The organism is Monoglobus pectinilyticus (assembly GCF_002874775.1).
Taxonomy (GTDB): Bacteria; Bacillota; Clostridia; order Monoglobales; family Monoglobaceae; genus Monoglobus; species Monoglobus pectinilyticus.
On sequence record NZ_CP020991.1, the window covers coordinates 2,598,226 to 2,617,902 of the forward strand.

Annotated in this window: 19 protein-coding genes; 12 read left to right on the top strand and 7 right to left on the bottom strand. The window is 37.2% G+C overall.

Annotated elements, in window-relative coordinates; genetic code table 11:
• Nucleotides 1-95: 95 nt before the first annotated feature.
• Complete coding sequence (locus tag B9O19_RS10875) at nucleotides 96-761, bottom strand: Crp/Fnr family transcriptional regulator (protein ID WP_102366437.1); 666 nt, start codon at nucleotides 759-761, stop codon at nucleotides 96-98.
• Between the two features lie 185 nt (nucleotides 762-946).
• On the opposite strand from B9O19_RS10875, the gene B9O19_RS10880 reads away from it, so the two are divergent.
• The gene (locus tag B9O19_RS10880) at nucleotides 947-1,627 is read left to right on the top strand and encodes an ATP-binding protein (protein WP_102366438.1); all 681 of its coding nucleotides are present in this window, start codon (nucleotides 947-949) and stop codon (nucleotides 1,625-1,627) included.
• 64 nt (nucleotides 1,628-1,691) lie between these two features.
• On the opposite strand, the gene B9O19_RS10885 is transcribed toward B9O19_RS10880, so the two are convergent.
• The 5 genes from B9O19_RS10885 to B9O19_RS10905 are packed head-to-tail and all read right to left on the bottom strand — an operon-like array spanning nucleotide 1,692 to nucleotide 8,430.
• The gene (locus tag B9O19_RS10885) at nucleotides 1,692-3,992 is read right to left on the bottom strand and encodes an S-layer homology domain-containing protein (RefSeq protein WP_158648992.1); all 2,301 of its coding nucleotides are present in this window, start codon (nucleotides 3,990-3,992) and stop codon (nucleotides 1,692-1,694) included.
• Nucleotides 3,993-4,020: 28 nt separating this feature from the next.
• On the bottom strand, nucleotides 4,021-5,199 hold the full coding sequence (locus tag B9O19_RS10890) for an ABC transporter permease (RefSeq protein ID WP_102366440.1): 1,179 nt from the start codon (nucleotides 5,197-5,199) through the stop codon (nucleotides 4,021-4,023).
• On the bottom strand, nucleotides 5,189-5,941 hold the full coding sequence (locus B9O19_RS10895; protein ID WP_102366441.1) for an ABC transporter ATP-binding protein: 753 nt from the start codon (nucleotides 5,939-5,941) through the stop codon (nucleotides 5,189-5,191). The genes B9O19_RS10890 and B9O19_RS10895 overlap by 11 nt, the downstream gene beginning before the upstream one ends.
• Nucleotides 5,941-7,929, bottom strand: coding sequence for an efflux RND transporter periplasmic adaptor subunit (locus B9O19_RS10900; RefSeq protein WP_102366442.1), 1,989 nt, complete (start codon nucleotides 7,927-7,929; stop codon nucleotides 5,941-5,943). The genes B9O19_RS10895 and B9O19_RS10900 overlap by 1 nt, the downstream gene beginning before the upstream one ends.
• 12 nt (nucleotides 7,930-7,941) lie before the next feature.
• On the bottom strand, nucleotides 7,942-8,430 hold the full coding sequence (locus tag B9O19_RS10905; protein ID WP_102366443.1) for a MarR family winged helix-turn-helix transcriptional regulator: 489 nt from the start codon (nucleotides 8,428-8,430) through the stop codon (nucleotides 7,942-7,944).
• Nucleotides 8,431-8,829: 399 nt separating this feature from the next.
• On the opposite strand from B9O19_RS10905, the gene B9O19_RS10910 reads away from it, so the two are divergent.
• From B9O19_RS10910 to B9O19_RS10960, 11 genes are all read left to right on the top strand, one after another.
• Complete coding sequence (locus B9O19_RS10910) at nucleotides 8,830-9,999, top strand: iron-containing alcohol dehydrogenase (protein ID WP_102366444.1); 1,170 nt, start codon at nucleotides 8,830-8,832, stop codon at nucleotides 9,997-9,999.
• A gap of 135 nt (nucleotides 10,000-10,134) precedes the next feature.
• Nucleotides 10,135-10,473 carry a preprotein translocase subunit YajC gene (gene yajC / locus B9O19_RS10915; protein ID WP_245862931.1) on the top strand — a complete coding sequence of 113 codons (339 nt, stop codon included), beginning with the start codon at nucleotides 10,135-10,137 and terminating at the stop codon, nucleotides 10,471-10,473.
• A 79-nt stretch (nucleotides 10,474-10,552) separates the two neighbouring features.
• On the top strand, nucleotides 10,553-11,032 hold the full coding sequence (locus B9O19_RS10920) for a TIGR04086 family membrane protein (RefSeq protein ID WP_102366445.1): 480 nt from the start codon (nucleotides 10,553-10,555) through the stop codon (nucleotides 11,030-11,032).
• Nucleotides 11,033-11,091: 59 nt separating this feature from the next.
• Nucleotides 11,092-11,238: a six-cysteine ranthipeptide SCIFF gene (scfA, locus tag B9O19_RS10925; protein ID WP_102366446.1), complete on the top strand. Its 147-nt coding sequence runs from the start codon at nucleotides 11,092-11,094 to the stop codon at nucleotides 11,236-11,238.
• A 120-nt stretch (nucleotides 11,239-11,358) separates the two neighbouring features.
• Nucleotides 11,359-12,735 carry a thioether cross-link-forming SCIFF peptide maturase gene (scfB, locus tag B9O19_RS10930; RefSeq protein WP_102366447.1) on the top strand — a complete coding sequence of 459 codons (1,377 nt, stop codon included), beginning with the start codon at nucleotides 11,359-11,361 and terminating at the stop codon, nucleotides 12,733-12,735.
• Nucleotides 12,736-12,883: 148 nt separating this feature from the next.
• Nucleotides 12,884-13,507: an HD domain-containing protein gene (locus B9O19_RS10935; RefSeq protein ID WP_353964140.1), complete on the top strand. Its 624-nt coding sequence runs from the start codon at nucleotides 12,884-12,886 to the stop codon at nucleotides 13,505-13,507.
• Between the two features lie 246 nt (nucleotides 13,508-13,753).
• Nucleotides 13,754-14,131, top strand: coding sequence for a hypothetical protein (locus B9O19_RS10940; protein WP_102366449.1), 378 nt, complete (start codon nucleotides 13,754-13,756; stop codon nucleotides 14,129-14,131).
• Nucleotides 14,132-14,209: 78 nt separating this feature from the next.
• Nucleotides 14,210-15,520: a protein translocase subunit SecD gene (gene secD / locus B9O19_RS10945; RefSeq protein ID WP_102366450.1), complete on the top strand. Its 1,311-nt coding sequence runs from the start codon at nucleotides 14,210-14,212 to the stop codon at nucleotides 15,518-15,520.
• The gene (secF, locus tag B9O19_RS10950; protein ID WP_102366451.1) at nucleotides 15,520-16,623 is read left to right on the top strand and encodes a protein translocase subunit SecF; all 1,104 of its coding nucleotides are present in this window, start codon (nucleotides 15,520-15,522) and stop codon (nucleotides 16,621-16,623) included. The genes secD and secF overlap by 1 nt, the downstream gene beginning before the upstream one ends.
• Before the next feature lie 161 nt (nucleotides 16,624-16,784).
• Nucleotides 16,785-18,509, top strand: coding sequence for a hypothetical protein (locus tag B9O19_RS10955; protein WP_102366452.1), 1,725 nt, complete (start codon nucleotides 16,785-16,787; stop codon nucleotides 18,507-18,509).
• A gap of 17 nt (nucleotides 18,510-18,526) precedes the next feature.
• Nucleotides 18,527-19,045, top strand: a complete 519-nt coding sequence (locus tag B9O19_RS10960) for an LOG family protein (RefSeq protein ID WP_102366453.1) — start codon at nucleotides 18,527-18,529, stop codon at nucleotides 19,043-19,045.
• A gap of 169 nt (nucleotides 19,046-19,214) precedes the next feature.
• Here B9O19_RS10960 and def read toward each other — a convergent pair whose 3' ends face one another.
• Complete coding sequence (gene def / locus B9O19_RS10965) at nucleotides 19,215-19,670, bottom strand: peptide deformylase (RefSeq protein ID WP_102366454.1); 456 nt, start codon at nucleotides 19,668-19,670, stop codon at nucleotides 19,215-19,217.
• Between the last annotated feature and the right edge of the window lie 7 nt (nucleotides 19,671-19,677).

A 19,677-nucleotide genomic window follows, 5' to 3' on the forward strand; every position in this document is an offset into this window, starting at 1 on the left:
ATGATACCTCCCAACAAAAAGTTCTGCTGTTAGTATCAGGATATGCCGAATTTTGGTTTTAGTGTGTTTTGTCTTAAAAATGTAATTAAGTAAATTTAATTTATATTCTTTTTAAGCAGCCGAAAGGTATTTTTATCAAAATCTATTAACCCGTCTTGTTTCATCTTTGAAAGTTCTCTTGAAAGAGCGCTTCTGTCAGCACAGAGATAATCAGCGAGATCAGAACGGTTCATATCAGTTTTAAAATAGCTTCCGGAGTTATTTGCAATAATTGATAGATAGGTTAGAATCTTTTCACGCAAAGTTTTTTTAGATATTATCTCAAGTTTTTGAACAAGCTCAATATTTTTAGACGCCATAAGTTTTACAGCGTTTTCTATTAATCGGTGGTGAAATTCGCACGCAGCTGAGCAGGAATTTAATACTTTTGCAAATGGGAGAAACAAGACTTCGCAGTCAGTTTCACTGTAGAATGAGATAGAATCAGAAAAACTGTTTGAGCAAAGACTGTTTTCACCAAAAAAGTCGCCTTTATAAAGTACGCTTATTAGAGTGTGATTGCCATTAATATCACACATTGTCATATGTATTGTGCCGCTTAAAACTGTTACAAGACAAGCGTTATCACCCTGAGCCATTATAATATTGTCCTTCTTAAAAGTCTTTTTATATGCTCCTACACAGACTAAAACCGAACTTATTTCATCTTTTTTTATTCCTTCAAACAGTGGAAGCTCAGTTGTGTATTGAGTGATTTCCATAAAATCGTCCTCCGTTAATTAAACTATAAATATTTTAACACAGTTTATTATTTGTTGCAATCGCAACATACATACATTTAAAAAAATGATATAGTTTGAATACGAAATAAATTAAAATATGTTTGAAATTCAATGATAATCTTTTTATATGTAGAATTATGCAAAAAATATAGGAGGAAGATATAATGATAAGGAATATTGTAAAAATTGATGAAGATAAATGTAATGGCTGCGGACTTTGTGTTTCAGCATGTCATGAGGGAGCTATAGAACTGATTAAAGGTAAAGCTAGATTAATACGTGATGACTATTGCGATGGTTTAGGTGATTGTCTGCCTGTATGTCCGGTTGACGCGATAACAATTGAGAAGAGAGAAGCGGCAGAATATAATGAAGAATTGGTTAAAAAGAACATGGAAAAGCCGGTACATACAGGCGGATGTCCGGGCAGCGCATTAAAAGAATTTGCGCGCAGTGAGAGTAATTATTCCGAATCTGATTATGAGTCCAAATTAAAGCAGTGGCCTGTACAAATTAAATTAGTTCCGGTCAACGCACCATATTTTAATGACGCTGACATTTTAGTTGCCGCAGACTGCGCCGCATATGCACATGCAAATTTTAATCAGGAATTTATGGGAGATAAGGTGACATTAATAGGCTGTCCTAAGCTTGATATGACTGAATACTCCGAAAAGCTTGGCGAGATTTTTAAAGCGAATCAAATAAAGAGTGTAACTGTGGTAAGAATGGAGGTACCATGCTGCGGAGGATTGGAGAATGCTGTTAAGGTAGCTCTGTCAAACTCCGATAAAGATATATCTTTAAAAGTTATTACAATTTCGGTTGACGGACATGTGATGTAAAACGTCTTATACAATAAAATGTGACATAAAAAAACTGAAGGGCAAAACCCTTCAGTTTTTTTGTTTATACAGTCTTCTTTACTGCTACTATTATACGTATCCGTCCGCCGCTTGAGGGCAGTTTATCGTAGTACGCATACAGTGTATAATTGTCACTGCCTATAATGTCGCTGATTGGCTTCAGCCTATATAAAGTAGAAGAGGAGTATTCCTTTTCATATACTTGAACGTCAGCAGATATATCATAGCACTTTACGTCAGCTGTAAGACTTCCGGCACTTGTAACTGTTACTGTGCCCTTTACTTCGCTCAGAGGTGACATTATTGACGGATTGCTTGCGGATGAAAGCCTTACTCCCTGACCGCTGTTCACTGAATATATTGTTGACGGACTTGTAAATGAATAACTGCTGCCGTTTACTATATATGAATATGAGCCGCTGACAGATGTTCCAAAGCTCATATTCTGTGCTGAGGTCATTACTCCAAACGTATAAGAATCTCCGGTTACATCATTTAAAATAAGCTTATCTATTTCTCCGCTTGAATTTTTGTGGCAATATAGAATTTTGTTTGAATTAATATTCACATTATTAAGACGGGTAGGATAAATCTTTTTATATAATGACGGGTCATTTTTATTTGTTGTTCCCACGTCCAAAATTTCTACATCGCTTGCCAAATAATCGTCGCCGAAACGTTTTGTGTCCCAACGGAAATAACCGCTGACCTTTGCGCTGTCCGTTCTGGAAATTTTAGCTATTCCCTCATTTATACTAACCGTGACTACAGAATTTTTATAATCCTCATAATTTTGGCTGCACGTATAATCGTAGGTTTCACCGTTTGCCGCAGCTACTTTGATATAATAATTTGAATAATCCTTTAGGTCCTCTGATGTATAAGTCTTGGTTCCCGTTTCAAATACATATCCGACTATTTCCGAATCAGTTACTGTTGAGGTAACAACGTCTGCAACTTCATTTGTTTTTCCCAAAAGCAAAGTTATCGTTTCTCCCAGTGCGAGGTTTCCGCTTGAAGACAGCTTATTAAAAGCATTTGCTCCCTCAACTTTATATGTTACACCTGAGACAACAATTTCAGTAGGGTTATCTTTATTTGGGTTTGCTTTGTCATACACACCTGTGACTTTGGTAGTATACGCAAAGGCCATATTAAGTTCAGGTATATAGTAGAGTATGTCGTAGGTTTTTATATCTGAAATTGTGCAGGCAACTCCGCCTCTCATGATAGTAGTAGATGAATTAATTCCGAGAGTTTCAGCCCAGTTATTCTCTGAGTTTATTGTGTAAGGACCTTGCATATTACCTTTTTTGTATACTATGTAATCTATATTTCCATTAGTCTTTTTAATATTAAGAACATCTCCCATTTCAAAAGATGTTTTTATAGCTCCGTAGGTGGTTTTAGTTGTTCCGTCATAAGCGACGGTGCCGGCAGGAATATCCAAAGTTGTCATATTGCCGCCTTTGTATACCACTATGTTGTCGTTCAGTACAGAATATACTACGTATTTTTCGTTGGGAGAGCTGTCCGCCTTAGGAAAGAAGCCTATAACAGTTTTGTTGTCCTTTAAAGCTATATCTCCTTTCATTCCAACATATGAATAATTAAAATCAGACCTTATTTTATATGTACCGTTGTCGGTGAAAACCTCATCGCCGGGGATAGAACTGTCCTCCTTTGAAGTGGAAATCAGCGTCACATCTTCAACAAAAGCGACGTCGAAAATAGATATAAGTTTTGAGGATGAATCTTTCTTTTTGGTTCTTAATGTATTATATACTAATGTAGAAACGTCTTTTCTTGTCATGCTGGAACCGATACTGATATCTGTTAGGTTATCTGTCATATCAAGACTATCAGCCATTCCTATTTGACCGCTTGGCCAGGCTACGCCAAAATCGCTGTCCGAATATCCTAAAACCCTGAGCATAATTGTTACAGCCTCTTCAAAAGTAACTATATCATCAGGCTTAAAAGAAGCGTCAGGGTATCCTGATACAAGATTGTTTGTAACTCCAACACGAACGTATGGAGCAGACCAGTTTGAATATGGAACATCATAAAACGGAGAAATTGCAAGGTTTGACGCTACGCTGTTGCGGTAATCAGAAGACGCTACAGCTATTTTTGTGAATTCCGCTCTTGTTACAAAGTCATCCAGTCTAAAGTTCCCGTCAGGGTCGCCGTTCATAATTTTAAGTTCAGATAATAATCCCAAAACATCCTGCTGAGAATTATCACTGCCGAAAACCGTTATTGAAAAAGCAGAAGCAGCAAGGCATATAGCTAAAAAAAGTGAAAGTATAGGCCTAAAATTTTTTTCAGATTTATAGTTCATAATTTCCTCCAATCTCTGTGGTTTTATCTTATTCATGTCTAAGAGCGTCAATAGGATTAAGGTTAGCGGCATTTTTAGCAGGCAGATAACCGAACATGATTCCGATACCTACAGAAACGCCGAATGAAACTCCTATTGCTGTCAGTGAGGGTAGCGCGGTCAAACCTAAGAGCCGTCCAAATAAAACGGCGAGGATTGACCCGACCACAATTCCAATAAGACCTCCAACACCGCTTACGGTTGCAGCTTCAATAACAAACTGAGATTTTATATCCCTTGATTTGGCGCCCAAAGACTTACGTATACCAATTTCTCGAGTTCTTTCAGTTACTGACACAAGCATTATATTCATTATTCCAATACCACCGACTAAAAGAGAAATACCGGCAATACAAACCAAAAGAGTACTCATAGTGCTTGTCATGGTGCTTGCCATATCCATTATCTGCTTTATGCTTGTAACATTATAGTAATCGCTGTCACCAATTTTGTTAGCCAAAAACTGCTTTACTTTTGTCATTGCATCATCTACTATATCAACGCTGTTTGTCTGAACAGTGTAGGAACTGATAAATGAACTGTTGGACATTGATACAGCGGTGGTATAAGGTATATAGATTACCTCATCCTGTCCTCCGCTGGTTGAATCGCCTTCTTCTGTCAGCACTCCTATAACGGAAAAAGTATCTCCGTTTATTTTAAGCTTTTGTCCCAGTCCGTTTCCGCGTCCGAACATTTCTTTTTCAATATATGTACCGATAACGCAAACTTTTTGTTTTTTCTCTACATCTACAAATTGTAAGAACCTGCCTTGTTCAAGCTCCAGCTGTTTTATACTGCAGTAGCTCTCGTCAACTCCTGTTGCGGAGGTAGATAAATCATCGCGCCCAACTTTAACTTTAGCGGAAGCAACCATAACGCTAGGGCTGACAGCCTTAAAAAACTCAGGGTTTTGGTCAACAAAAGTATACATGTCATTTTCGTCAATTGTTCGGCTTCCGCCCCTGTCCTGAACGCTGACAGTTATTGTGTCTGTTCCCAGCTTTGAAAATTGATCTGTCATCATTCCCATCATTCCGTCCATGAGGCTGATAAGTATAATAACTGCTCCAACTCCTATTATTATACCGAGCATTGTAAGGAGTGAACGCATTTTATCAAACATAAGATTAGAGAAGGCAAGCCCGAAAGATTTTTTAAGCGTCATTGTTGTCGTCCTCCTCGTCATCTCCGGCATGGGCTACTGTTGCAAATTTTTCTATTTCAGGCGCGCCGTCGTATGTTATGCGCCCGTCCTGTATCCGGATAACTCGCTCGGCTTGGGCGGCAATTGTATTATCATGAGTGATAAGCACGATTGTATTGCCTTCGCTGTGAATCTTTTTCAGAAACTTCAATACCTCTTTACCGGTTTTTGAGTCAAGAGCGCCGGTCGGCTCGTCGGCCAGTATTATGGACGGGTCGCCGGCCAGGGCTCTTGCAATTGACACACGCTGCTGCTGTCCTCCTGACAGCTGCTGAGGCATATTTTTGGCTTTTGCTTTCAGCCCAACCCTGTCAAGTGAAATGAGAGCGCGGCGTTCCTGCTCTTTTTCAGAAAGTCCGGCATACATCAGAGGTAGTTCAACGTTTTGCTGAACATTGATTTTGGGGATAAGATTATACTGCTGGAATATAAATCCAAGTTCTTTATTTCTTATTTCAGCCTGTTCATCATCTTTCATGGTGCTGACGTCAGTTCCGCGGAGAAAATATTTTCCTCTGCTTGGAACGTCAAGACATCCTATAATATTCATACATGTAGATTTGCCGCTTCCTGACTGACCTACGATAGCGACAAATTCACCTTTATATATTTTCATCGAAACTCCGTCAAGAGCATGAACTTCTGAATCTCCCACAATATAGATTTTGTAAATATTTTGAAATTCTATAAGAGGCGTTTCCATTACATTCCACCTCCGCCGGGTCCGCCGCCTGAACCGCCGCCGGCGCTGTCTTTCATTCTTTCGTGGCTCTGCTGCATCATTTCTTCCATAGAATTTCCGGTTCCTGCCGTGGAGTATAGAATTTCACCCTCTTCAACCCCGCTGAACACTTGTATATATTCGCCGTCGCTGGAACCTGTGGTTACTGAAACAGTCTTATAACCTTCAGGAGCTTTATCGTTTTCTTCAGTTTTGTCACCCTTAACATATACAGTGTTTCCACGGTTAAGATTGCTGACAGGTATAGCCAAAACATTATGAACACTGGATATAATAATGTTGGCTTCAACGTTCATTCCGGGGAGAAGCGCGTCATCAAAGTCGATAATATTTACTTTGACAGGGTATGTGGTTACTCCGTTTGAACCTGCAGTTCCGTTAACGCTTATATTTTCTACGACTCCGGTATATTCTTTATCTGTGACGTCGGTAGTGATTGTAACTTTCTGACCGGTTTTAACATTTTTAACATCAAGTTCATCAACGTTTAAAGTGCATTTAAGTTCACTCATATCATAAATTACCGCCATAGCTGAACTGGAAGCGCTGGCAGAAGTCAACTGAGAGGACGATGAACTGCTTCCCGATGAGCTGTAAGAAGAAGTAGAAGATGAACCGCTTCCGAGATTGTCGCCTTTCTTTTTGTTTTTGGTAACAACTGTTCCTGATATCGGCGCTTTAATGGTGTAGTCTTCAAGCTGTTTCAGAAGCTTTTCTTTTGACAGAACAGCATCATCGTACGTCATTTTCGCAGTTTTAACAGCGGAATTCAGTTTGTCATCGCCGAGACTTGTAGTTGCGTTTGAAGTATTCTGCTGAATCTTAGCGCGTTCAAGAGCCTGGTTTGCGTCATTTAAAGACAACAGTGCGGATGAGATTTGTGATTCAACAGAGTCAGAATCCAGCATAGCAATTTTTTCACCATTATAAACATGACTGTTTTCCGATATGTACAGAGAGCTTATTTTGCCGCCTGACGAAGCTGTAATGCTATCTTCGGTAAGGTTTTCAAAAGTTCCGGCATCGTTACAAGCTATATCTCCAACCATAGCTGTAGCAGTATCTCCAGATGATATGGCTCCCGGATTATCTACTTCAATAGTGACCTTTTTATATGAAGTAAAACCGCTTCCGCTTTCAACTAAAGCGCCGATTTCGGTGACAACTCCGCGTACAGACGAGCCGTTTTTAGTTAAAGTAAGATCTGCCGCTTCGCCGACATGCACATTATCCGCATCAGCTGTATTAAACGGAACTTTTATCTTTAGTTTTGAATTATCAATTATATCAGCAATTTTTGTACCGGCAGCAATGGTGTCCCCCTCAGAGATGTGAATCTCTGTAACTATGCCTGTGTGGTTTGATTTGAGAGACAAATCATCTCTTGCTTTCAGTGCGTCATTATACGCTTGCTGTGCTTTATCAACGGCAATTCTGGCGCTTTCAACGGAACTGGCGCTGGTAGCTGTATCGCGTACAGTTTTAGAATTTTCATTTATTGCGTCGTCATAGTTCTTTTTGGCTTTAGCTATAGCTATATCGGCGCTTTGAATACTGTTTTCGATAGTACTGGCGTCAATTGTGTACATTAAATCGCCTTTTTGAACAGTGTCGCCTTCTTCGAAAGGGTCATCCAAAATTTCACCTGTTACATTTGCTGTGATTGAATACTCGTTATTCGGTTCAACAACAGTACTGTCATTTATTTTTTCTTCAATATCTCGCTTTTCAACTTTAATTAAAAGATTGCTGTCTTCTAATTTTTTCCCTAGCCTGACTGTACTTATCCCAATAAATAATACAAGCGCTAATACAATACAGATGACAGCGCTCCAAATTTTATGGTTTTTCATCAGTTTCCATAAGGCGGCAAAAAATATTTTAAGTTTGCCTCCGATGAAAAAAGTGAAATCTTTGATTTTATTACGTACTAAAATAAATTTGTTCATGTTCTGAGCCTCTTAACTGAAAATGTCTTTGTCTTTTTCTGAAATATTTTTTATAATAACTATGGATTCTTCAATTAATTCAAGCATTGTTCGGAATTTTTCTTCACCCATGGTGTCTTTAACTGTGATGCAATTTTTATTAAGATAAGAATCTATTTTTCTAGTTATGTCTTTAGCTTTTTCGGTGGTGATAAGATAAGTTCTGCGTCTATCGTTTTCACTGTTATACCTGAGAATATACCCTTCAGATTCTAAAGAAGAGATATATTGTGAGACCGCCGCGCGTGAGACGCCGAATTGTCTGCTGATATCACTGGAAGTTATTTTATTTCCTTCAGACATACTTTCGTCTATTGTTTTTAAGATAAAATATTCTCTGTTGGATATCGGCAATACAGATAAAAGACAATTAAGCGCTTCTTTTATCTTTAAGATTAATATCTGTGTCTTTTTTACATATGTATCCTGGCTTATTTTTGGGTTTGAGCCAATTTTAGACATATACTCCTATCTCCTTAAAATTTAACAGCGGCTTAATGGTTAAGCAACTTAACAAACATTATAGCAGAGCTAAAAAAGGGTGTCAATGTAATTTATATATAAAAGCCCCAAAATATACTAGATATTTATTGACATTTTGAATAACCGTAATAAATAATAGCAGAAGATGCTGCAACAGCGTGGGTTAAAGGCATGAATAAAACTATTGTTAAAAGTTTTTACAAGTTATAAAGCGTTAATTTTATATTTTCACTCGCATAACTGACTTTAATAATTTCATTGATAAATAAACCTAAACCTATATTGATAAGCCTTAAATATAAATATATACTTGATATTTATTAACATTATGATATAATGACTGTTACATAGAAATAATTTGTAAGGAGACTAAAGTATATGGATAATTTTGTATTTGATAATTATACTAAAATAATATTTGGTAAAAAGACGGAAGAAACCGTCGGCGAAGAAATCAAGAAATACGGCAGTAAAATTTTACTCCACTATGGGGGCGGAAGTATAAAGAAAAGCGGTTTGTATGATAAAATAATTTTTTCTCTTAATTCTGCCGGCGTAGAGTATATTGAACTAGGCGGAGTTCAGCCGAACCCCAGATTAAGTCTTGTAAAAAAAGGAGTCGATATTTGTAAGCGTGAAAATGTTGAAGCAATTTTAGCTGTTGGTGGCGGCAGCGTAATTGACTCTGCAAAAGCTATCGGATTAGGTGCGTTGTATGACGGTGACCCTTGGGACTTTCATGCGCGTAAGGCTATTCCTGAAAGAATGCTTCCGGTAGGTACAGTTCTGACTATTCCGGCGGCAGGCAGCGAGTCCAGTGACGGAAGCGTTATAACCAATGAGGATGGGTGGATAAAGAGAGGGCTTCACAGCGGCTGTATGTATCCGACATTTTCAATTATCAATCCTGAACTTATGTATACATTGCCGAAGACGCAGATAGCAAACGGCTGTTCAGATATATTCGCACACTTGGCTGAGAGGTATTTTACTAATACAAAAGGCGTTGAGTTTACGGACAGAATGATTGAAGCTGCAATGAAGACAGTGATAAATAATGCGAAAGCAATGGTTGACGGAAGCAAAGATTATGACACATGGGCACAGGTCGTTTGGGCCGGAACTATTGCACACAATAATCTATTAAACACCGGCAGAGTGGGAGACTGGGGTTCACACAACATTGAACATGAGCTGAGCGCTCACTATGATATTGCTCACGGTGCAGGGCTTGCGATTGTATTTCCGGCATGGATGAAATATGTGCTTAAACATGATGTAAGCAGATTTGTTCAGTTTGCGACAAGAGTATTTAATGTTGAAAACGATGTTTTTAATCCGACCAAAACTGCTATGAACGGAATAGAAGCTTATGAGAGGTTTTTGCAGTCTTTAGGTCTGCCGAAAACTTTATCGGAAGTGAATATTGGAGATGAAAAGTTTGAGCTTATGGCAAAACAAGCTGTTGAAATAGGCGGAGGCAAACAGGGAAATTTTGTTGAATTAAAAGAGAACGATATACTTGAAATATTAAGAATGGCGAAATAAAGACAAAGTTGTAAGGTTTTAGACATATATTTTAATCCAGTTTGTTACATTTTTGATAAATTTTTAAAAAACTATTGCAAATTGATTTTGATAAGGTTATAATAACGTCATTATACTTTAATAGGAGGTTAAGCAATGGACGCAAGTCAATTACAGAACTTTTATCCGTTTCTTATGATGGCCTTGATTCTTGTTGTGTTCTATTTCATTTTGATTAGACCGCAGAAGAAGAAGGAAAAGGCATTGAAGGACATGATTTCTTCATTAAAAGTTGGAGATGAAGTTGCATCAATCGGCGGTATCCATGGAAAGATTAACAGAGTTAAAGACAATCTTTTCATTTTGGAGACAGGCGTTGGAACAACAAAGTCTTATGTTACTATTGAGAAAAGCGCTATAGCGCGTCTTATCAGCGAAGGAACATCCAAGGAAAGCGATGTCGCTCCTTTGGAAGAAGCTGCTGATGCCGAGTAGTTTTTAAAATTTGACATTTAGTATTCACTCTTTGCATATAGTTTAATAACTTTAAATTATTGCAAAGGGTGTGTGCTGTATGACAAGCGGTGCTTTTCAAAAAAGCGAGAGGCAGGGAGGATTTTCTCCCGGGGGATTTAAGCGTGAGCAATCCGGCGGTGAAACGTCAGGAGGAGATAAAACAATTTCTTCTCTCATAAAAAGTATCTGCATAGGTTTTGGAGCGGCTTTAATTTTGCTGTTTCTGACTTCGGTTGCGGCTTCATTTTATGATATTCCGGAATTTGTTTTAAACTATATTGTTATTGCTGTATCTCTTATCTGCCTATTTATGGTTGGCTTTAAAGCCGCCGGGTATAATGGTAAAAACGGTCTTTTAATAGGTGTGATAGCCGGTGTAGTCTATGCGGTAATCGTATATTTGATTGGCTGGCTGGGATTTAAAAGTATTTCGTTTTCCCCCGAGGCTATCGCTAACTTTGCGGTAGGGGGAGCTGTCAGCGGTTTAGGCGGAGTTGTTGGTATAAACAGATATACCAAGAAAAAACGCAAACGCTGATACATACAAGTTATAATAGTAAATTAATAATTTTAGTTTATATAAAGGAGAGGTTACTAATGAAGAGAATAAAGACATTAAACAGTGCTTCACTGAAAAACAGCGCATGCAAGGGCGGCTGCGGCGAATGCCAGACATCTTGCCAATCAGCTTGCAAGACATCTTGTACAGTTGCCAACCAAAAATGCGAGAACGATAATAAATAGGATATAAATAGGCAAGTCTAGTATTTGCCGATATTCTGAATTATCAAATAAAGATAGCATTGCGGGCGTCCTTGTTTAACATAGGACGTCCGATTTACGTTTATTTACAAGGAGATTATTATGGTACATACTTTTAAAATGTTTGACAAATATATAGCTCTTGATGTTAACAGCGGTTGTGTTCACGATATGGACAAACTTTCTTATGATATAATTAATTTTTTGAATGTGAAGAATTTTGCTCCAACTTCTTCAGAAGCAAAGTTTAAGCTGATTGACGACTTGAAATATGATTACGACCGCGGTGAAATCAGTGACGCACTTGCAGATATTGCTGAATTATATGAAAACGGTATGCTGTGGGCAAAGGACGATTTTGAAATCGCTTCAAATCTAAAAGAAAATGCACCGGTAAAAGCGATGTGTCTTCATGTCAGCCATGACTGTAATTTAAGATGCAAATATTGTTTTGCCGACGAGGGTAAATATCACACTGAAAAACGTGAACTTATGACTGCAGAGACCGGAAAACGCGCTATGGATTATTTGGTTGAGCATTCCGGGCACCGGAGGAATTTGGAAGTTGATTTTTTTGGCGGAGAGCCTTTAATGAACTTTGAGGTTGTAAAAGAAGTTGTGGAATATGCCAGGGAATTGGAGAAAAAGCATAACAAGGTTTTTCGTTTTACAGTAACAACTAACGGAATACTTCTTGATGAGAAAAAACTTGAATATATTAATGAAAATATGTCAAACATAGTACTCAGTATTGACGGAAGAAAAGAAGTAAATGACCGAATGAGATACCGGGCTGACGGAAGCGGTTCATATGATAAAATAGTTCCTATTTTTCAGAAAGTTGCTGAAAGCAGAAACCAGGATAATTATTATGTCAGAGGAACTTTTACCAGAGAAAACCTGGATTTTTCAAAAGACGTAATTCATTTAGCTGACTTGGGCTTTAAGCAGATTTCTATAGAACCTGTTGTTTGCGGCGAAGAGACTGATTATTCTTTAAGAGAAGAAGATTTGCCGAAAATCTTTAATGAGTATGAAAGTTTAGTAAAAGAATATGTAAAGAGAATAAAGGAAGGAAATGGATTTAACTTTTTCCACTTTATGATTGACCTTGAAGAAGGCCCTTGTATTATAAAGAGGCTGTCAGGCTGTGGCTGCGGCTGTGAATACCTAGCTGTGGCGCCGAACGGAGATGTTTATCCCTGTCATCAGTTTGTTGGCAGCGAGGAATATAAGATGGGAAGTCTCTACGATTCCAACGGGCTAAATAAAGAACTGCGTTCGACTTTTGAAAAATGCAATGTTTATACAAAACCTGACTGTGACAGTTGTTTTGCTAAATTTTTCTGCAGCGGAGGATGTATTGCTAACGCTTGTTTGATTAACGGTGATATGAATAAGCCTCATAAATTAAGCTGTGAAATGATGAAAAAGAGAGTTGAATGCAGTTTATATGCTAAGGCGGCACTGGCGGATTGATATTAAAATAAATTTGAGAATGAGGTGAATGGGTGTGTCAGGTCAAAATGAAAATATAAACAATAATCTAAAGAATATACAGGAAGAAGAACATTTGATTACGTTTCAGGATATTGTTAAGGATAAAGAAATAAAGACATATCTTGAAATGGGAGATAAATATCTAGGAACTTTAGGATACACAAACCATTCACTGCTTCACGCTCAAAGAGTAGCGAAGATTGCGCATATGATACTTATATCGTTGAACTATGACAGGCGCACAGCTGAACTTGCGCGTATAGCAGGATATATACACGATATAGGAAATGTAATAAACCGTGCTGACCATGCTCAGTCAAGCGCTATGATGGCGTTTAATATTCTCACCAGAATGGGAACGGCGCCGCTTGAGATAGCAAAAGTTATAGGAGCTATAGGAAATCATGACGAGGGTACGGGGATACCTGTTAACTCATTGGCTTCAGCATTAATAATAGCTGATAAAACCGATGTTAGGCGCAGCCGTGTAAAAACAAGAGATAATAAAGATTTTGATATCCACGACAGAGTTAACTATGCGGCGGTCGTGTCAGAAGTTTCAGTTGAGAGCAGAAGTAAAAATTCAGTTGAAACCAAGGTTATAAAAATGGATTTAACCATCGATACAGATATTTGCTCAGTAACCGATTATTTTGAAATATTTTTGGCGCGTATGATAATGTGCCGACGTGCGGCAGAACGTTTGGGAGCTAAATTTGAACTTAATGTTAATGGAACAAAATTAACTTAATTCTGTTGAAATTTTGAAAATTAATAAGCTTTATTTAAAATCAGCGGCTAAACCGCTGATTTTTTATTTGTTATAAATCTGTTTCGTTATATAAAATTTTATTAACAATTTTATATTTTCTCTTGACTAAATCATAATCTAAGGCTATAATAGTCCGGTATGCTAATGTTGCTATGTTTATACATAGGTTTTGTGTTTGTATTTTGTTTGCATACATTATATTGTTGTCCGGCGAGGGGTGATTATATGTTGGGGAGTAAGAAAAATATCGCTTCTGCATCAGCAGTTGTTGCGGTATTTATTTTGTTGTCCGCATTGTTTTCATTTCTGAGCCAGGCTTTAATTGTTGAAAAATCTAAAACTGAGCGTATTGTTTCCATTTCCGATTGTGCTGATTTCGGTATATCTATGAGTGCGCCTCCTGATATGGAAAGCCATCCCGGAAACAGTGATACGTTTATTATATCCGGTAATGTTATTGATAGAAATTTAAGAACAGATTCATATTTTGGAACGTTTTATAATGAACAGTCTATAGCCCAAAGATGGGTAGACGGTGAAATAGCTTGTATGATAAGTGAGCGAACATCGTTTAATGTTGGAAGCGTTGTAATGATTTGTTAAGGACTTTTATAGTTTTATAAAATCGAAAAATAATTAAAATATATATGAGCAAAACTCAAATTTAAGGAGGAGAAGAAATTGTCCAGAAGTTTAGTGAAATTTGCGGCTATAATTTTGGTTATCGCGGCACTTTTCTATGTTGGATTGTATGGTCTTGATTTTACCGAGAAATATAGAATTCCCGGTATAATGGACAGTGATGGAATCACTCAGGGCCTGGATTTAAAAGGCGGTACTGTTATAGTGTTTAAGGCGGATACAGACGAGCCGTCTGAAGAGGATATGGATAACGTTGTTAATCTGCTGAGAAAACGTCTTGATTTTCAGGGTTATACTGAAGCCAGCGTTACTATGCAGGGTTCAAACAAGGTAAGAGTTGAGCTTCCTGATGTTCAGGATTCAGACAAAGCGGTTGAAACTCTCGGAGCAACGGCTCAGCTTGAGTTTAAAGACGCTGACGGAAATCTGATTATGACAGGCGGTGAGGTTAAAGACGCTAAGTCGGAATATGGTCAGACAGAGCAGGGAATATCAAAGAGTTCATATTATATTAGTATGACATTTACAGATGAAGGTCAAAGTAAGTTCTCAGCTGCTACGAAGACAGCAGCGGCTGCGGCATCATCAGGTAAGAACTTCATTTCAATAGAAATGGATGGAAACATTTTGACAGCGCCTCAGGTTAAGCAGCAGATTGACAGTGAGACATGTATTATCACAGGCCAGTTTACTGCTGAGGAAGCAAAAGCTCTCGCAGCTAATATTAAGTCAGGTCAGCTTCCTTTCTCATTGAAGACAGACGAGGTTAAGGTTGTAAGCGCTACATTGGGTGAAGAAGCTTTATCAAAGGCAATTACAGCGGGTATTATTGGTTTGATACTTGTTCTTTTGTTTATGCTTATTGTATACCGTATCATGGGTCTTATGGCGGATATTGCTTTACTGTTTTATCTTTCAATTGTACTTATTTTGCTTGCAAACTTCCACGTAAATCTTACGCTGCCCGGTATAGCGGGTATTATACTTGCGATAGGTATGGCTGTTGACGCAAATGTCGTTATTTTCGAGCGTGTAAAAGAGGAATTAAAGCTTGGAAAGACAGTAAGAAGTTCTGTTGAGTCAGGATTTAACAGAGCATTGTCAGCAGTTATAGATTCAAATGTAACAACTATCATTTCTGCTGTTATTTTGTGGTGGCTTGGAACGGGAACAATTAAGGGATTTGGTATGACATTGCTTATGGGTGTTATCGTATCAATGTTCTCGGCTATATTTGTAACTAAGTTCCTGCTCAAACAGATGATAGGAATGAATGTTAGAAATAACTGGCTCTATGGTGTTAGTAAAAAGAAAACCGGGTCAGAAAGTGTGAAAGGAGGAGAAGCGTAATGTTTGATATATTAAAGAAAAAATGGATATTCTTTGGTATTGCTATTGTTTTAAGTTTAATTAGTATTGTTTCTCTGATTTTCCAAGGATTTAATCTTGATACGGATTTTTCAGGCGGTATAGCATTAACATATGAAATAAACGGAGAATTCACTACCGGAGATATAACATCATTGGTAAATGACGCAATTGAAGGCAAAAAGGCATCTTCTATTCAGAAAGCCGGTTCAGATGTTATTGTTAAAGTTGGATATGATAAGAATATGACAGATGATGAAAGAGCAGAGTTTTCCGCATCTGTTAAGGAAAGTCTTACTACCGCTTTAGAAGGTAGATTCGGAGCCCCGGTTGTTGATAATGAAAATCAGAATACAGAGGCAGCCGCTGAGGCAACAGCAGCTCCGGAAACAACAGCTGCACCGGATGTGGCCGCAGCTGCAGAAGCTACAGCGCTTCCATCAGCTACTCCGGATTCTTTGGAAGCAACATCAAGAGGAACATTAACCTCAGGAGTTAGACTTAAGAGTCTTGATGATATTTCTCCTTCTTCGGGTCAGGAATTGGCGCGCAGCGCTATGTGGATGGCATTGCTTGCTTGTGCAGGCATACTGATTTATGTAACCATCAGATTTGAGTTTACATCAGGATGTGTTGCTATAATCGCATTAGTTCACGATGTATTGATTTTGCTCGGTGTTTATTCATTGTTCAGAATATCAGTAAATATTAACTTTATTGCGGCGGTGCTGACTGTTCTTGGTTACTCAATTAATAATACTATAGTAATCATGGACAGAATCCGTGAGAATACACGTCATTCCAGAAAAGAAACATATGGCGAAATTGCTAATAACAGTATTTGGCAGACAATGACTCGTTCTATCAATACTACTATAACAACATTGCTTACCATTGGTATGGTTTATATAATCGGTGTTTCGGCTATCAAAGCTTTCGCTCTTCCGATTATTATCGGTATTGTTGTTGGTTTCTTCTCTTCAGTATTTGTTACCGGTCCGCTTTGGGCTACATGGAGAGATTCTGCTGTTAAGGCTAAAAAAGCTAATTCTGCTTCGAAAGCCGGAGCTAAGAAATCTAAGTAATATTTGTTTTATTATAACTGCATCGCAATTTAACTGCGATGCAGTTTTTTTGTAAAGTTTAAATAATTAAAGTAAGTTTGTTTCGGAAACTTGTTTTTGGAACCTACTGGAAAATAAATCGTCTAAATAATATTAACTTTTATAAAAGGAGTGAAGCAGTAATGTTTAGTTGCAGAAATTTAAATAATGGGATTTTAATAAAGTGTTCAGTATTTATAATTGGTTTGATTATAATATCATGCGTTTTATTCACAAAAGTATACGCAGCCAACGGTGATATAAAAGATACTATATACACAACTGATATTCTCACACAGGTGGATGGTAAAAATATACAAAGCTATTCGATAGACGGGGAGACCCTTATAGCACTTGAGGATTTAGAAAATTACGGTTATACGGTCTATTATAATGATAATATACGGTCGGTGTTTATCACTAAAACCGGAACTGTCAATCCGGATTATAATCCCAGCATTGAGCGCGGAAAGGTTGGGGGAACAGCGGGATACACATATGAGACAGATATAAACGCCTATATTAACGGCAAGTTGATACAAGCTTATGCAATAGACGGGAAAATGGTTGCTAAGGTGGAAGAGATGGGAACCAGTGAAAACCTTAGTGAGGATGTTAATACAAAATATCAAATGAGCTATACATATGATGACTCAAAAAGATTGCTTTCACTGTTTACCTCGCTTAAGAATTCAGTTTCATATGAAGAAGCTGTTTCTCATTATTTGAGCAAAACATTGGCGTGGGAGGAACATTACACTGAAAATATTCACAATGAAAACAACTGGCTGATTGAGAAAGGTATTGGCGGACTGCCTCACGGCGGATACTATAACACTATGAATCTTATATATAAATCAGGTCTTATAGTCGACCTTGAATCTGTAGTAAATTCATACTATCTAAGCAACGATATTGAGTACACCTTTAGTCCTGACGGTTCAAAATTGTTTTTTATTAATCAGGTTGATGGGGTAAATGAATATAAGCAGATTGATTTGACTACATTGATGATTTCTCCGTCAAACAGCGATGAATATTTGAGCGCTAGATATTTAGCTGGAATTTCTGATTTTACCGCTGATGTGAATGGGGTCAAAATACCTGTTTATTCTATCGGAGGAAATGACGCGGTCAAATTTACTGATTTGGAATTCTGCGGATATGATATGGGCCTTGATGAAAAATCCAGATATGGATTTGCCGTGTATAACAGTGATAAAAAATTAAATCAGGACAAGATAAAAAGTGCAAGTATAAGCGGCAATGCTAAATATTTGAAAGCGATGAGCAGTAATCAAAGCGATTTTTTAATTTATATTAATAACAAAAGTATGATACCGTATAATGTTGATGGTGAATATTATATTTTAATATCTGATATCAATGATTCTCCGCACTTCACATCTTATGATTATCAAATAAACAACACCGAAATGAATTATAATTTAGATGATTATAAAATTGAACTAAAATATATACCTTCGGCTTATGATGATATGAAAATAATGTGGGACGATTATTTTTATGGTTCGGAGCTGGGAAACTGTGTAGCCGAATATGAGTATAAAGGAAATAAGATTTATGCTTATCTTTATGAGTATGAATATACAGGTTCCGGCACACCGGAGAAGAGGTACAGTTATAGATTGATTGAATTTACACATGACAATATAATTGTGGAATTAACTCAAATTTTAAATTCTTATATTTATGAAAATATAGATAAGGAATATTTAAATGTAAATAACTATGATAAGTTAACTTATTATTTTGACTTTGATTCTGTCAATGGTATTTTAACTATTAAAATGTCAGATGGAAGCAAATATAACTTAGATTTAAATACATATTTAATTGCGAAATAATAATAGGAGTAAATGCTATGAACATTTGTGTTTTTGGTTCCGCTAAGGAATTTAATTCCTCAATAATGGCAGAGGCAAGGAAGCTTGGAAGATTAATAGGAAGCATGGGATACGGATTGACATATGGCGGATTCGGTGAAGGGCTTTTGTCAGAAGTAGCCAAAGGCGTGAAGGAATATGGAGGGTATATCACAGCTGTTGCACCTCAAACGCCAAGACTTAATAATCCATTGTTTCAGGAAATCGATGAATTGATTTTGTCTGATGATAAAAGAAAACGTAAAGAACTGCAGGAGAAAAATTCCGATATGTTTGTTGTTCTACCTACAGGAATAGGGGTATTGGATGAATTGTTTGAAATACTTGTTTTGAAAAGCTACGGCGAACTAAAACAAAGAATTGTTATTGTAAATATTAAAAATATGTATGATAATCTTAAAGTTTTGCTGCAGGATATGGACGCTATAGAATATTGTGATTTTGTAGATTCCGTTGACAGAATATTTATGAATGACAAATCGCAGATGATTAATTAATTATATTATGTGTTAAATAATACTTATCTTTATCTTTTTATGTTCAAGAATGTAGTTTTTAATTTAAAAACTTCATATTTTTTAAATTAAAAAAGTCTGAATTTGTGAAATAAAATGTTCAATTTTGCAAATTATAAAGAGCCATAACTTTTGTTATGGCTCTTATTTTCTATTCAGTTTCTATCCATTCAGTAACCAGTTCAGTAAAGAAATGGCCGTCCAAATGGTCAATTTCATGGCAGAAAGCACGGGCGACTAAATCCTCGCCTGTATACTCATACACAGCTCCGTTTCTATCGGTAGCTCTGATTTTTACTATTTTGGGCCTTGTTACTAAGCCGTATCTGCCCGGATAGCTTAAACACCCCTCGGCGTCTGTCTGTTCGCCTTCCGTATATATAATTTCAGGATTGATAAGCTCTAACACAGTATCCCCTGTATCAACAACGGCAACTCTTTTTAGAACACCAACCTGCGGTGCGGCTAAACCGACTCCATTTGCGGCTTTTAAGGTTTCCGTCATGTCGTCTAAAAGACAAATTATTCTGTCGTTTATTTCTTTTACCTCACGGCATTTTTTGGTAAGTATTTCATCACCTAGTTTAACTATGTTTCTTATTGCCATATTATTT

What these genes read in the sequence shown, in the direction of transcription:
- B9O19_RS10905 (WP_102366443.1), bottom strand. Translation starts at nt 8,430, where the DNA reads ATGTCTAAAATTGGCTCAAACCCAAAAATAAGCCAGGATACATATGTA.
- B9O19_RS10960 (WP_102366453.1), top strand. Translation starts at nt 18,527, where the DNA reads ATGAACATTTGTGTTTTTGGTTCCGCTAAGGAATTTAATTCCTCAATA.
- B9O19_RS10910 (WP_102366444.1), top strand. Translation starts at nt 8,830, where the DNA reads ATGGATAATTTTGTATTTGATAATTATACTAAAATAATATTTGGTAAA.
- B9O19_RS10940 (WP_102366449.1), top strand. Translation starts at nt 13,754, where the DNA reads ATGTTGGGGAGTAAGAAAAATATCGCTTCTGCATCAGCAGTTGTTGCG.
- def (WP_102366454.1), bottom strand. Translation starts at nt 19,670, where the DNA reads ATGGCAATAAGAAACATAGTTAAACTAGGTGATGAAATACTTACCAAA.
- B9O19_RS10890 (WP_102366440.1), bottom strand. Translation starts at nt 5,199, where the DNA reads ATGACGCTTAAAAAATCTTTCGGGCTTGCCTTCTCTAATCTTATGTTT.
- B9O19_RS10875 (WP_102366437.1), bottom strand. Translation starts at nt 761, where the DNA reads ATGGAAATCACTCAATACACAACTGAGCTTCCACTGTTTGAAGGAATA.
- B9O19_RS10880 (WP_102366438.1), top strand. Translation starts at nt 947, where the DNA reads ATGATAAGGAATATTGTAAAAATTGATGAAGATAAATGTAATGGCTGC.
- yajC (WP_245862931.1), top strand. Translation starts at nt 10,135, where the DNA reads ATGGACGCAAGTCAATTACAGAACTTTTATCCGTTTCTTATGATGGCC.
- B9O19_RS10885 (WP_158648992.1), bottom strand. Translation starts at nt 3,992, where the DNA reads ATGAACTATAAATCTGAAAAAAATTTTAGGCCTATACTTTCACTTTTT.
- B9O19_RS10900 (WP_102366442.1), bottom strand. Translation starts at nt 7,929, where the DNA reads ATGAACAAATTTATTTTAGTACGTAATAAAATCAAAGATTTCACTTTT.
- B9O19_RS10895 (WP_102366441.1), bottom strand. Translation starts at nt 5,941, where the DNA reads ATGGAAACGCCTCTTATAGAATTTCAAAATATTTACAAAATCTATATT.
- B9O19_RS10955 (WP_102366452.1), top strand. Translation starts at nt 16,785, where the DNA reads ATGTTTAGTTGCAGAAATTTAAATAATGGGATTTTAATAAAGTGTTCA.
- B9O19_RS10935 (WP_353964140.1), top strand. Translation starts at nt 12,884, where the DNA reads ATGGGAGATAAATATCTAGGAACTTTAGGATACACAAACCATTCACTG.
- secF (WP_102366451.1), top strand. Translation starts at nt 15,520, where the DNA reads ATGTTTGATATATTAAAGAAAAAATGGATATTCTTTGGTATTGCTATT.
- scfB (WP_102366447.1), top strand. Translation starts at nt 11,359, where the DNA reads ATGGTACATACTTTTAAAATGTTTGACAAATATATAGCTCTTGATGTT.
- B9O19_RS10920 (WP_102366445.1), top strand. Translation starts at nt 10,553, where the DNA reads ATGACAAGCGGTGCTTTTCAAAAAAGCGAGAGGCAGGGAGGATTTTCT.
- scfA (WP_102366446.1), top strand. Translation starts at nt 11,092, where the DNA reads ATGAAGAGAATAAAGACATTAAACAGTGCTTCACTGAAAAACAGCGCA.